The organism is Rhizobium album (assembly GCF_003122325.1).
Lineage (GTDB): Bacteria > Pseudomonadota > Alphaproteobacteria > Rhizobiales > Rhizobiaceae > Metarhizobium > Metarhizobium album.
On the sequence record NZ_QFBC01000008.1, the window covers coordinates 122,596 to 136,426 of the forward strand.

At 62.8% G+C, this 13,831-nt stretch carries 10 protein-coding genes; 7 read left to right on the forward strand and 3 right to left on the reverse strand.

The window, feature by feature from the left end; translation table 11 throughout:
* The first annotated feature begins 43 nt into the window (after positions 1-43).
* From DEM27_RS18185 to DEM27_RS18210, 6 genes are all read left to right on the forward strand, one after another.
* Complete coding sequence (locus DEM27_RS18185; protein WP_109459670.1) at positions 44-1,234, forward strand: 2-aminoethylphosphonate--pyruvate transaminase; 1,191 nt, start codon at positions 44-46, stop codon at positions 1,232-1,234.
* Positions 1,235-1,252: 18 nt separating this feature from the next.
* On the forward strand, positions 1,253-2,515 hold the full coding sequence (gene phnA, locus DEM27_RS18190; protein ID WP_109459783.1) for a phosphonoacetate hydrolase: 1,263 nt from the start codon (positions 1,253-1,255) through the stop codon (positions 2,513-2,515).
* A gap of 9 nt (positions 2,516-2,524) precedes the next feature.
* Positions 2,525-3,979: a phosphonoacetaldehyde dehydrogenase gene (phnY, locus tag DEM27_RS18195; protein ID WP_109459671.1), complete on the forward strand. Its 1,455-nt coding sequence runs from the start codon at positions 2,525-2,527 to the stop codon at positions 3,977-3,979.
* Between the two features lie 296 nt (positions 3,980-4,275).
* Positions 4,276-5,298, forward strand: a complete 1,023-nt coding sequence (locus DEM27_RS18200) for a putative 2-aminoethylphosphonate ABC transporter substrate-binding protein (protein ID WP_109459672.1) — start codon at positions 4,276-4,278, stop codon at positions 5,296-5,298.
* Between the two features lie 80 nt (positions 5,299-5,378).
* Entirely contained in the window at positions 5,379-6,551 is a 1,173-nt protein-coding gene (locus tag DEM27_RS18205) for a putative 2-aminoethylphosphonate ABC transporter ATP-binding protein (protein ID WP_245445911.1), read from the forward strand.
* A gap of 2 nt (positions 6,552-6,553) precedes the next feature.
* Positions 6,554-8,569 carry a putative 2-aminoethylphosphonate ABC transporter permease subunit gene (locus DEM27_RS18210; RefSeq protein WP_109459784.1) on the forward strand — a complete coding sequence of 672 codons (2,016 nt, stop codon included), beginning with the start codon at positions 6,554-6,556 and terminating at the stop codon, positions 8,567-8,569.
* Positions 8,570-8,660: 91 nt separating this feature from the next.
* Here the strand turns inward: DEM27_RS18210 and DEM27_RS18215 are convergent, their stop codons facing one another.
* Positions 8,661-9,503, reverse strand: a complete 843-nt coding sequence (locus tag DEM27_RS18215) for a phytanoyl-CoA dioxygenase family protein (protein WP_109459674.1) — start codon at positions 9,501-9,503, stop codon at positions 8,661-8,663.
* 157 nt (positions 9,504-9,660) lie between these two features.
* On the opposite strand from DEM27_RS18215, the gene DEM27_RS18220 reads away from it, so the two are divergent.
* Positions 9,661-10,653 carry a LacI family DNA-binding transcriptional regulator gene (locus tag DEM27_RS18220; RefSeq protein ID WP_165823477.1) on the forward strand — a complete coding sequence of 331 codons (993 nt, stop codon included), beginning with the start codon at positions 9,661-9,663 and terminating at the stop codon, positions 10,651-10,653.
* Between the two features lie 52 nt (positions 10,654-10,705).
* On the opposite strand, the gene DEM27_RS18225 is transcribed toward DEM27_RS18220, so the two are convergent.
* Both DEM27_RS18225 and DEM27_RS18230 read right to left on the reverse strand, forming a co-directional pair.
* Positions 10,706-12,232 carry a trimethylamine methyltransferase family protein gene (locus DEM27_RS18225; RefSeq protein ID WP_109459676.1) on the reverse strand — a complete coding sequence of 509 codons (1,527 nt, stop codon included), beginning with the start codon at positions 12,230-12,232 and terminating at the stop codon, positions 10,706-10,708.
* Between the two features lie 29 nt (positions 12,233-12,261).
* Positions 12,262-13,818, reverse strand: a complete 1,557-nt coding sequence (locus DEM27_RS18230; RefSeq protein WP_109459677.1) for an ABC transporter substrate-binding protein — start codon at positions 13,816-13,818, stop codon at positions 12,262-12,264.
* Between the last annotated feature and the right edge of the window lie 13 nt (positions 13,819-13,831).

Here is a 13,831-nt window from a genome sequence, read left to right on the forward strand (position 1 = left end):
CGCCGCATTGTCGTCTCCAGATCAGTAAACGTGAGGACGGACCATGCCAAACACTGCTTCTGCCCCGCTTGAAACGCCCAGGCTCGGCGAGCCCTATCTGTTGACGCCTGGCCCGCTGACGACGGCCTACGCCGTCAAGGAGGCCATGCTGCGAGACTGGGGTTCGTGGGATGGCGATTTCCGCGCCATGACCGCCGACCTGCGCCGCCAGCTTCTCGAAATCGCCGGCGACACCAAGGGCGAGTTCGATTGCGTGCCGATGCAAGGCAGCGGTTCCTTCTCGGTGGAGGCCATGCTCGGCAGCTTCGTGCCGAAGGACGGCAAGGTGCTGGTGCTGAGCAACGGCGCCTATGGCAAGCGCATCGCCCAGACGCTCACCTATCTCGGCCGCGACCATGTGGTGATCGACAAGGGCGACTACATGCCGCCGCGCGGCCCCGAAGTCGCCGCCGCACTGGATGCCGATCCGGCGATCAGCCACGTTGTCGTCGTGCATTGCGAGACGAGTTCCGGCATCCTCAACCCGCTCAAGGAAATTTCCGACGCGGTTTATGCGCACGGCCGCAAGTTCCTGGTCGACTCGATGAGTGCCTTCGGCGCGGTGCCGGCCACCATCGACGAACTGCGTTATGAGGCGATCGTCTCTTCCGCCAACAAATGCATCGAAGGTGTGCCGGGCTTCGGCTTCGTCATCGCCCGCAAGAGCGAGCTGGAGGCCGCCAAGGGCCGCAGCCATTCGCTGGCGCTCGATGTGCATGCTCAGTGGGACTATATGAACAAGACCGGTCAGTGGCGGTTCACGCCGCCGACCCATGTCGTTGCCGCTTTCCTGGAGGCGTTGCGCATCCATCGCGAGGAAGGCGGCGTTGCCGCCCGCGGCGCACGTTATGCCCGCAACCGCGACGTCATGGTCTCCGGCATGCGCGAGGCCGGGTTCGAGACGCTGCTTGCCGACCGCTGGCTGTCGCCGATCATCGTCACCTTCTTCAGTCCGGCCCATCCGGCCTTTGCATTCGACCGCTTCTACGCCCTCATGAAGGACAAGGGCTTCATCATCTACCCCGGCAAGCTGACGGTGGTGGACAGTTTTCGCGTCGGCTGCATCGGCCGCATGGACGAGCATGTCATGCGCCGCGTCGTGGACGCTGCCCGCTCTTCGCTTGCCGAAATGGGTGTCGACGATGCCGCGCCCCCGGCCATCGCCCTTGAAGAACGCAGCCGTCTTGCGGCCTAACGAAGAATGGAACTCCCGATGAACCAGATGTCCAAGATCACCGTTACCGCCAACCGGCGCACCTATCCCTGGCCGAACGTCCCGGCGATTGCCATCTGCCTCGACGGCTGCGAGCCGGCCTATCTCGACGAGGCCATCAAGGCCGGCCTGATGCCGACGCTGGAGCGCATCCGCAAGACCGGCACGGAGCGCACCGCGCTCAGCGTCATCCCGAGCTTCACCAACCCGAACAACCTGTCGATCGCCACCGGTCGCCCGCCGGCGATCCACGGCATCTGCGGCAACTATCTCTACGAGCCCGCGACCGGCAAGGAAGTGATGATGAACGACCCGCGTTTCCTGCGCGCGCCGACCGTCTTCAAGGCCTTCTACGATGCCGGCGCCAAGGTCGCGGTGGTAACGGCGAAGGACAAGCTGCGCGCCCTTCTCGGCCACGGCCTGGCATTCGACGACGGCCGCGCGATCTGCTTCTCCTCGGAAAAGTCGGACACGTCGACCAAGGCGGAACACGGCATCGACAATGCTTCGGCCTGGCTCGGTCGTCCGGTGCCGGAAGTCTATTCCGCCGATCTCTCGGAATTCGTCTTCGCCGCCGGCGTGAAGCTCCTCAAGGAATTCCGTCCCGACGTCATGTACCTGACGACCACCGACTACGTGCAGCACAAATACGCGCCGGGCGTGCCGGAGGCCAACGCCTTCTACGAGATGTTCGACAACTACCTGACGGAACTCGACGCGCTGGGTGCGGCGATCATCGTCACGGCCGACCACGGCATGAAGCCGAAGCACAAGGCGGACGGCAGGCCTGACGTCATCTACGTGCAGGACCTGCTCGACGAATGGCTCGGCAAGGACGCCGCCCGCGTCATCCTGCCGATCACCGATCCCTATGTCGTGCATCACGGCGCACTCGGCTCCTTCGCCACGGCCTACCTGCCCGAGATGGCGGACAAGGAAGAGATTATCGAGCGGCTGAAGGCGATCGACGGCATCGATGTCGTGCTTTCGCGGCCGGAAGCCTGCATGCGCTTCGAACTGCCGGACGACCGGATCGGCGACATCGTGCTGATCTCCTCGGAGAACAAGACGCTCGGCACCAGCGAACACCGGCACGATCTTGCCGCGCTGAACGAGCCATTGCGCTCCCACGGCGGTCTCACCGAGCAGGAGGTGCCGTTCATCGCCAATCGCACGCTGCCGGAGCTCTCTTCGGCCGGAACGCTGCGCAACTTCGACGCCCTCTATTACGCGCTCGTCGCGGCCGCGCAGCCGGCGCACTAGGAGGAAGCCATGACCAAGGTGGAAACGACATTCGCGATCCGCCACGAGCCCATGCGGATCGCCGGCAAGATGGTCGATACCGAAGGGGTGGTCGAGGTGTGCTACCCTTGGAACGATGCCGTCATCGGTACCGTTCCAGCCGGCAATGCCGAGCATGCCAGGAAGGCCTTCGAGATCGCCGCAAGCTATCAGCCGAAGCTGACGCGCTACGAGCGCCAGCGCATCCTGCTCAGGGCGGCCGAACTGCTGGTGGCCCGCAAGGAGGAGGTCTCCGACCTCATCACGCTGGAACTCGGTATTTCCAAGCAGGACTCGCTTTACGAAGTGGGCCGCGCCTTCGACGTGCTGACCCTGTCCGGGCAGATGTGCATCCATGACGACGGGGAGATCTTCTCCTGCGACCTGACCCCGCACGGCAAGGCCCGCAAGATCTTCACGACGCGCGAACCGTTGACCGCCATTTCCGCGATCACGCCCTTCAACCATCCGCTCAACATGGTGGCGCATAAGGTGGCGCCGGCCATCGCCACCAACAATTGCGTGGTGCTGAAGCCGACGGAACTGACGCCGATGACGGCGCTCATCCTTGCCGACATCCTGTACGAGGCGGGCCTGCCGCCCGAAATGCTGTCCGTCGTCACCGGCTGGCCGGGCGATATCGGCATGGAGATGATCACCAACCCGAATTTCGACCTCATCACCTTCACCGGCTCCGTGCCGGTCGGTAAGCTGATCGCCACCCATGCCCACTACAAGCGCCAGATCCTGGAACTCGGCGGCAACGACCCGCTGATCATCCTCAACGACCTGTCGGACGACGACCTCGCCAGGGCCGCCGACCTTGCCGTGGCCGGTGCGACCAAGAATTCCGGCCAGCGCTGCACGGCGGTCAAGCGTATCCTCTGCCAGGAACGTGTTGCCGACCGCTTCGTACCGCTGGTGCTGGAACGGGCCAAAAAGCTGAAGTTCGGCGATCCCATGGATCGCGCAACGGAACTTGGAACCGTGGTGCATGCCAGGGCCGCGGCAGTCTTCGAAAGCCGCGTATACAAGGCGGCCGAGGAGGGGGCCGAGATCCTCTACAATCCGGGCCGCCGGGGCGCGCTCCTGCCCCCGATCGTCGTCGACCGCGTTTCGCACGCCAGCGAACTGGTCATGGAGGAAACCTTCGCGCCCATCATCCCGATCGTCCGCGCCCCGGATGACGACGATGCCCTCATCGCGCTCTCCAATTCCACTGCCTTCGGCCTTTCCTCCGGCGTCTGCACCAACGACTTCCGCCGCATGCAGAAATACATCGCCGGCCTGAAAGTCGGCACGGTGAACATCTGGGAAGTTCCGGGCTACCGCATCGAGATGAGCCCGTTCGGCGGCATCAAGGATAGCGGCAACGGCTACAAGGAAGGTGTCATCGAGGCGATGAAGAGCTTTACCAACGTCAAAACCTTCTCCCTGCCATGGTGATCCGAGCAATCCCCTGCCGGATCACACACTCCGGGAGCCGCTTCGTGCGGCTCCTTTTTTTGTTGCTTGTGGAAGGGCGGAGCATGGCGATTGCGGGGGTGGCAGACTGTGGGTATGTCTTGTTCAAAAAACGGATGATCTATAGTTTTCATCGTTCGGTTGATAAGAATAATAAATTTTACTTACTGAAAACCCCTGCGCAAAATGCCTCCCGAAGCTGACCATACAAGGGCGACGGTTAGATCGTTCGTGGCGCTTCCCGGATTTTTCCAGGCCTTCAGAGGAGATTTTCAATCATGAACAGACGCATGCTTTTTTTGCTTGCCGGCACTATCGCCGCCGCGCTTCCCACCATTGCTTTCGCTGAAACCCAGCTCACCGTCTACACCGCCGTCGAAGCCGTCGACCTCGACCGTTACAAGGCGACCTTCGAGAAGGCTCATCCGGATATCAAGATCAACTGGGTGCGCGATTCCACCGGCGTCATGACGGCCAAATTGCTTGCCGAAAAGGACAACCCGCAGGCCGACGTTGTCTGGGGGCTTGCCGCGACCTCGCTGCTTCTCCTCAAGACCGAGGGCATGCTGGAGGCCTATGAACCCAAGGGTGTTGCGGAACTCGACAAGAAGTTCGTCGACAAGGACACGCCGCCGAGCTGGGTTGGCATGGACGCCTATGTGGCGGCCCTTTGCTACAACACCGTGGAGGGCGAGAAGCTCGGCCTGACGGCGCCGGCGAGTTGGGATGACCTGACGAAGCCGGAATACAAGGGCCATATCGTCATGCCGAACCCGGCATCCTCCGGCACCGGCTTCCTGGACGTTTCGGGCTGGATGCAGATGTGGGGCGAGGAGAAGGCCTGGGGTTTCATGGACAAGCTTCATGAAAACATCTCCGCCTATACCCATTCCGGCTCGAAGCCCTGCAAGATGGCGGGCGCCGGCGAAGCGGTGATCGGCGTGTCGTTCGAATTCCCCGGTGCCAAGGCCAAGAGCGCCGGTGCGCCGATCGACATCATCTTCCCGTCCGAGGGATCGGGCTGGGAGGCCGAGGCGACGGCCATCATCGCCGGCACGGCGAACCTCGAGGCCGCCAAGACGCTGGTCGACTGGTCGGTCACCAGGGAAGCCAACGAGATGTACAATGCCGGTTACGCCGTCGTCGCCTATCCGGGCGTCGCCAAGCAGGTCGAGCATCTGCCTGACGATATCGCCTCCCGGATGATCGACAACGACTTCGAATGGGCCGCCAACAACCGCGGCACCATCCTGAAGGAATGGCAGAAGCGTTACGACGCCAAGTCCGAGCCGAAGACCTGATCGTGATCGAAGGGCGGGGCGCTTTCGTGCCTCGCCCCGCGCATTCTCGAAGATTGCCTGACAGCCAACGGAGCTTGCAGATGAGACATGCCATGTCGATCGAACCGACACCTACAGGCTCTTTAGCCGCAGATCGGCCCAAGGCCGTGTCGGCTCCCTACCTCGAAATCACCGGCCTCTGGAAAAGTTATGCGGATTTTGTCGCGTTGCGCGACATTTCCCTCAGTATCTCCAAGGGCGAGTTCATCTGTTTTCTCGGCCCTTCGGGTTGCGGCAAGACGACCCTGCTGCGGGCCATCGCCGGTCTGGATCTCCAGTCGCAGGGCAAGATCGAGCAGGCCGGCCGTAACATCTCGACGCTGCCGGCCTCCCGGCGCGACTACGGCATCGTCTTCCAGTCCTATGCGCTGTTCCCGAACCTTACCATCGAGCAGAACATCGCCTTCGGCCTGGAGAACACCAGGCGCTCGAAGGCCGAGATCGCCGCCCGCGTCGGCGAGCTGCTGGACACGGTCGGCCTTGCCGCCCAGAGCAAGAAATATCCCGCCCAGCTTTCCGGCGGGCAGCAGCAGCGTATCGCGCTGGCCCGCGCCATCGCCATTTCGCCAGGGCTTCTCCTGCTCGATGAGCCGCTGTCGGCGCTCGATGCCAAGGTCCGCGTGCATCTTCGCCATGAGATCAAGGCGCTGCAGCGAAAGCTCGGCGTCACCACCATCATGGTCACGCACGATCAGGAAGAGGCGCTTGCCATGGCCGACCGCATTGTCGTGATGAACCACGGTGTCATCGAGCAGGTCGGTTCGCCCACGGAAATCTACCGGCACCCCGCCACCCTCTTCGTCGCCGACTTCATTGGCGAGACCAACCAGTTCGCCGCAAAGATCCTCGCCGATGGCGAGGTCGAGATCGGCCATTCCGCCTTCCGTTGCCGGACGGAGGGTTTTTCAACCGGACAGACCACAACCGCCGTGGTGCGACCGGTCGACATCATCCCGCACGGTGCCGACGCCCACGCGGTCAACGCCGTTGACCGACCTGTCACGCCGCAGAACCTGATCGATGCCGAAGTGCGGGAAATGGAGTTTCTCGGCATGTTCTGGCGCACGCGGCTGACCGCGCCCCGGCTGGGGGAGCGCACGCTCGTCGCCGACTTCTCCGTCAATGCCGTGCGCCGCCTCAACATCGAAACCGGCGGCGTCATCCAGGTGGAGATCCCGAGTGACCGCCTGCTGCTCTTTCCGAGGAGCGCATGACGATGAACATTGCCCTCGAAGCGCCTCATCTTCCCCTCGTCGGGAAAAGACTGCGACAGGAATCCTCCCGTGACGACCGCATCAAGCTCGGCTTCATGGCCGTCATCGGTCTCTACCTGATCATCGCGCTCGGTGCGCCGCTCTTCGTCATGCTGTCGAAGTCGTTCTCGACCTACCGGTTCGATCTCGCGGCCTTCGAATTCCAGGTGAGTGACGAGACGGGCACGAACTGGGGGCCGGTCGTCAGCGCGGAGGCTTTGAACCGGGAGCTCGGCGCCGTGACGGACGGGGAGCTTTCGACCAATTCCGACGGGCGGCTTGCGGCGACGAAATTCTTGCCGGAATTCAGCTTCCGCAGTCCCGTGCATTACCGCATTCGCGGCACGACGGACCAGGCGGCCTTTCTCGCCGGTTCGACGCTGGAAAAAGGAACGGAATGGCGCGACTATGATTCCGGTGCGTTCCGGCGTGTCGTGCTGCGTCCTGCCAAGACCCTCGGCGTCGCGAATTTCACGGCCTATTTCTCCACGCCGGCGCTGGCCCAGTCGATCTACAATTCCGTCCTGATGGCGGTGATCAGCACGGTCTTCACCGTCGCCGTCGCCTTCGCGCTCGCCTTCGGGTTGACGCGCAGCTGCATGCCGCTGAAGGGGCTGTTCCGCGGCATCCTGACGATCCCGATCCTCGTGCCGTCGCTGCTGCCAGGCATCGCGCTCGTCTATCTCTTCGGCAACCAGGGTGTCTTCAAGGACTGGTTGCTCGGCTATTCGATCTATGGCCCGATCGGCATCGTCATCGGCTCGATCTTCTTCACCCTGCCGCATGCCTTCCTGATCATCCTGACGGCGCTCTCCGTCGCCGATGCCCGGCACTACGAGGCGTCCGCTTCGCTCAAGGCCAGCAAGTGGCGCACCTTCATGACCGTGACCGTGCCGGGCGCACGCTTCGGCCTCGTCTCGGCGGCCTTCGTCGTCTTCACGCTCGTCATCACCGATTTCGGCCTGCCGAAGGTGATCGGCGGGCAATACGGCATGCTTGCCGTCGATATCTACAAGCAGGTGATCGGCCAGCAGAATTTCGAAATGGGGGCGGTCGTCTCCGTCATCCTGCTCGTGCCCGCCATCCTCGCCTTCGTGGTCGACCGGCGCATGCAGAAGCGGCAGGTGGCGCTGCTTTCGGCCAGGGCCGTGCCCTATGCGCCGAAGCCGAACGCCCGCACGGACGCGCTCTGCTTTGCCTTCGCCTGCCTCGTCAGCCTGTTCATTCTGGGCATGATCGCCATGTGCCAGATCGCGGCCGTGGTGAAGTTCTGGCCCTATGACCTCTCGCTCACGGCGAAGAACTTCGCCTTCGACCTGATGGACGGCGGCGGCTGGGCGGCCTATGGCAACTCGATCAGGCTGGCGCTGCTGACGGCATTCTTCGGCTCGATCATCGTTTTTGCCGGCGCCTACATGGTCGAGAAGGCGGACGGCTTCCGCCTGGGCCGCGGCGTCTTCCATTTCCTGGCGATGATGCCGATGGCCGTACCCGGCATGGTGCTCGGCCTTGCCTATATCTTCTTCTTCAACAACCCGGCCAATCCGCTCAACACCATCTACGGCACGATGACGATCCTCGTCGTCTCCACCGTGACGCATTTCTATACGGTTGCGCACCTGACGGCGCTGACGGCGCTCAAGCAGATGGATCCGGAATTCGAATCCGTTGCCGCTTCCCTGAAACAGCCCTTCCACCGGCTGTTCTTCCGCGTCACGGTGCCGGTCTGCCTGCCGGCGATTCTCAACATCGCGATCTATCTCTTCGTCAATGCGATGACGACAGTCTCGGCGGTGGTCTTCCTTTATTCCACCGATACCAAGCTCGCCTCGGTCGCGGTGCTCAACATGGACGATGCCGGCGACATCGCACCGGCCGCGGCCATGGGCATGATGATTTTCTACACCAATGTCGCGGCAAAATTCATACATGCAGCTGTGGCCCGACGTCTGCTGGTGCGCACCCAGGCCTGGCGGTAAATCGGCCTTCGCATACCGAGCGTCGAAAGAACGCCACGAGATGATACTGGCCTACAACCGCCGCCTGGCGCCATCCAGCCGGGGGGCGACCTCAGGCTGGATCGGAACCCATGACGAGTCCTTCGATGTCGTGCTTCTGGGTGATCGGGACGAGTTCGTCGACCACGCGGCAAACAAGGTGCTTCCGGGCCTTCTCCGGCAGGGCTTCGTGCCAGTCGCGCGTCACCATCATGTCGTGGAGTTCGGCATGGCCGGCGCCGGGCGCATCGACGCCGAGTACCATCACGGGGCGGGCGATCGGCGACAGGTGCTCCGTGCCACGATGTACCGTCAGCGCCGAGCGGCACGATATGTCACCGCGATTGGGGTATTTTCGCACGGCCCGCTCCTGGAAGCGCGGCCACAAAGCCTTGTCGGGAAACATTTCGTGCTTCCAGTCGCGGCCATCGTCCCATTGCGTGCCGGGCGCCACCTCAAACGGCCCCATGTCGGGGGTCACGTCGACGCCGGTCAGATTGAAGGCCAGCGAGGTAATCTTGCGGTCGCGGTACGTATCGACAGGCGATGGAAAGTCGCGATGCCAGGGTTGATATTTTGCCCCCTGGAACGGCACGTCGAGGCCGATCTCCACAATCTGATAGTCGGTCCCAAGCATTCGTTCGCAGATGTCGACCACCCAGGGATGCATGATCAGATCAGTGAAGCCGCGGAAATGCTGCGGATGGATTTCCACATACCAGCGCCGTGGCCCGCGGCCGACCGCTCCACCGGGGCGCTGGATGGCCGACCAGAAGGCGGTCATCATGTCTTCGCGCATTTCGTCGGCCCATTCTGGTGTGAAGGCGGATTTCAGTCCGACGATGCCGTCGGTCCGCAACGTTTCCAGATGGTTGTCGAGGTCGTAGGCAAACGCTCCGTGGGATGACTGGGTCATGATCGCTCCTCCTTGATTGGTATCATCGTATGTCTATTAATAATTATTAGTCAATATGCTTATGGTTATAAATGATGTACAGCGGCAGGGGGAAAACCTTGAAGGAACGTGGATGGCACGAGGGACAAAGGCAAATCCATCGAACCGCAAGGCGACGATGACCGACGTGGCGCGTGCGGCCGGCTGCTCCCAGGCGACGGTCTCCTTCGTTCTCAACAATGCGGTGGGCGTAAAAATCTCGGAGGAGACCCGTCAGAAGGTCATTCAGGCCGCGCGTGCATTAAAATATGGCGAGGCTTCGCCGATCGAGCGGCCGGCGATCGACAGTCCCAGAAGCTTCGGCTTTGTCGTCGACCAGATGTCCACCAGCCCGGAAACGGTCAATGCGTTGGAGGGTGCACGACAGGGGTCCTGGGAGGAGGGGATCGTTATCCTGACGTCACAAACCATGGGCATCCGCTCGATGGAAGATTCGGTCGTTCGGATGATGAGCCGCAGCGGCGTTTCGGGGATCATCTACATGACGATCTTTACGCGGCAGGTTTCGTTGCCCGCAATCCTTTACGAGCTGAATATCCCGGTGGTGCTGCTCAATTGCTACACGGACGACAACCATTTCCCGTCCGTTGTTCCGAACGACCTCGAGGGCGGGCGGCGGGCGACACGCGAATTGATCGTTAACGGCCGGCGGCGCATTGCAACCATCACCGGGGAACCTTTCATGCAGGCCAGCCTGGACCGGCTGAGAGGCTATCGCCTGGCGCTGGAGGAAGCGCGCATTGCCCATGACCCCGGCCTGACGCTGGAAGGCAACTGGTCGCCTACATCGGGATACGAAGCTGCCAGACGTCTGCTGGCACGCGAGGTCCGGCCCGATGCGATCTTCTGCCAGAACGACAAGATGGCCTCCGGCTGCTTCGAGGCGATCCGGGAGGCCGGCCTGAAGATCGGGGAGGACATCGCCGTCATAGGCTATGACGACGACGAGATTTGCCGCCATCTTCGTCCGCAACTCAGCACGATCATACTGCCACACCGGGAAATGGGTGCCTGGGCCGTGAACGAACTTCGCCGTGGCAGAACGGGCAAGCGGGGCGCGTATGACCCGCACTTTGCCTCGGTGACCTATGTGGAGCGCAATTCCATTTAAAGCGTGTGGCGACCTTTCGGACTTGCTCTCACGTTTTAGCGCAGGCCCTCGCTCATTGCTGGCCGATTTCGGCCTTGCGGCGGGCGACGAATGCTTCCAGCTCCTCCTCTATGGCCGGGTCCAGCGGCGGTTGCTCATAGGTCCTCAGCAGGTCCTTCCAGACGGCGTTGGCGCGTTCCGTGCCGGAGCGGGCGCCACTTTCGGACCAGTTCTCGAAGTTCCGCCAGTCGGAAAGCATCGGCTCGTAGAAGGCGTTTTCGAAACGGGCGAGCGTGTGCGTGGTGCCGAAGAAATGCCCGCCCGGTCCGACCTCGCCGATCGTATCGACCGCAAGACTGCCTTCGTCGACCGATATGGGCTGCAGGAAGCTTCGCATCATCTGCAGCATTTCGGCATCGAGGATCAGTTTTTCGAAGGAGGCGGTGAGGCCGCCCTCCAGCCACCCCGCGGCATGCTCGATGAGATGCACCCCGCCCATGATCGTGCTCCAGAGCGACATGCCGCTTTCATAGGCGGCCTGCACGTCGACCGCATTCGAAGCCGTCACGTTGGACGAGCGGAACGGCACGCCGTAACGGCGGGCAAGCTGGCCGGAGGCGATCTGCGCCTTTGCATATTCCGGTGTCCCGAAGGCCGGCGAACCGGTGCGCATATCGACATTGGAGGTGAAGCCGCCGTAGAGCACCGGTGCGCCGGGCGAGGCGATCTGCGCCAGGGCAATGAGGGCCAGCGCCTCGGCATTCTGTTGCGTCAGCGCACCGGCAATGGTGACCGGGCTCATCGCTCCCGACAGCGTGAAGGGGGTGAGCGCGATCGGCTGGCCGGCCCGCGCCATGGCGACGAGACCTTCACCCATGGGGATGTCGAGGCGCAGTGGCGAGTTGGAGTTGATGATGGTCAGTGTCGCCGGGTTCGCCTTGAGCTCCTCGCGCGATTGACGCAGCGTGATGCTCAGCATGTCGATCGCATCCTCGACCCGGTAGCCGCCCAGCGCCCAGCATTGCCAGTTCTTGTCGGTGAGGCGGATGGCGGCGAGGTAGAAATCCAGGTGGCGGCTGTCTGGGGGAAGGTCCGTCGGCTCGCAGGGGCAACCGCCCTCCTGATGGATGACGTTCAGGCTCTGCACGACGCGGATATAGTCGCACATGTCGGCATAGTTGCCGGCACGCCGGCCGCGGTCGAGATCGCTGACGAATGCCGGCCCGCCGGTGGCGGCGAAGATCAGGTTGCCGTCGCCGACCTTCAGGTTCCTGGCGGGATTGCGCGCCTGCAGCGTGAAACGCGAGGGCGCGGTGCGGATTGCCTCCTCGATCATTGCCGGATCGAAGCGCACCCGTTGCGTTGTCTCGTCGACATCGGCTCCCGCGGTTTTCAGAAGCCTGCGGCTTTCCTCGTGCATGATCTCCATGCCGGTATCGCGCAGCAGCCCCAGCGAGGCGTGATGGATCGCCTCGACCTCGTCGGCGCTCATCACCTCGATCGGGCGATAGCGGTTTTCGATATTGTCGAACCGCATCTGCCGGATAGCGGCGCTTTCCGCGAGCCGGCGCTCGCGCCTGTTGACGGCCCCTCTTGCCATGATCGTCTCCTTTCACCGGGTCTGCAGGTTCACGCCCGCGAAAAACGCGTCACGTCGAGATAGCCGTCGGCGAGGATGCAAGGCCTCAGGCCTTCCCGCGCCACGGCAGCGAAGGTCTCGTGGGTGATGAAGACGAAGCCGCCGGACTCTTCCATCAGGTCCTGCATCTTGCGATAGATCGCGCCGCGTTTTTCCTGGTCCGTCTCCGCATTGCCCTCCTGGTAGAGCGTTTCGAATTCCGGGCTGTCGAATTGCGACCAGTTGTAGACGCCGACCTGCGCGGGGCGGAACCAGGTGAGGTTTTCCGACGGATCGACCCCGCCGGCGAAATTCATCAGCACCAGTTCCAGCGTCTTCCAGGTGTCGCCGGCCGTCTTGTCGCCGAGCGTCCAGTAGACGCCGTCGTCATAGGCCTTGATGTCGACGGTGATGCCGACGGCGCCGAGCAGGGCCTGGATGATCTGGCAGGTCAGCTGGCTCGTCTTGTCGTTCTGGGCGGCGAGTTCCAGTGTCAGGCCGGAGACCCCGGCCTCATCCAGCAGTTCCTGCGCCTTGGCGGCATCGGCGGGATAGAGGATCGCCTCGCGATGGCCGACGAGGGCGGGCGGCACCACGCCCGTCGCGGGCACCGCCAGGCCCGAATAGGAGCCGTCCATGATCTGGCTGACATCGATCGCATACTGGATGGCGCGTCGGATCTTCTCGTCGGCGAGTTTCGGGTTGTTGACGTTGATCGCAAGCCAGGAGAGGCGGGTGCCGTCCATCTGGATCAGCGACGTCTTCTCCGGCAGGGCGGTCTTGTATGTCGAAAGCGTGTTGAGGCTGATCTTGGCATAGTCGATCGCCTTGGATTCATAGGCAAGCGCGGCCGCCTCGTCGTCAGTCACGATCTGGAACTGCACTTTGGCGAAGGCGGGTTTCTCGCCCTTCCAGGCCGGGTTGGAGGCCAGCGTCAGGCTCTGCTTGGGCACCCATTTTTCGATGAGGTAGGGTCCGGCGCTGGCCGGCACCTCGGTCGTGAAGCGTCCGCCGGCGGCTTCCACCGCCTTCTTGCAGACGATATGGCCCATGTAATAGGGCAGCGTCGTCACCCAGAAGGCGGCAGACGGCGCTTTCAGGTGAATGATGCCGGTGCGTTCGCCGGTGACCTCCACCTCCTTCAGCGCATCGAAGGCATAGGCCCAGGCCGAGGCATTGTCGGGATTGGCGACACGCTCGAAGGAGAACTTGACGTCTTCCGCCGTCACCGGGCCGAAATCGCCGGTCCAGACCAGCCAGTCCTGCAGCGTGAATTCGATCTCGGTCGGTGATTTCTGCTTCAGTTCGCTTGCCGCATAGGGTTTCCAGTTCACGCCTTCGCGCACGTCGTCCAGCCGGTTCAGCGAGACGAAGAGGCAGCGGCCGATCTCTTCTTCCATCAGCCCGTTCTGGAAGGCCGGATCGAGGATCTCGATATCGGAGGCGCCACGCACGACCAGCGTGTCGCCGTCGACGGCATAAGAGAGGCCGGGGCGCAGGGTGAGCGCCGTTGCGGCCGCAGTGGCGCCGGCGAGGAAGTGTCGTCTGCTCATCGCGATTGCATTCATGATCGTCTTCCCT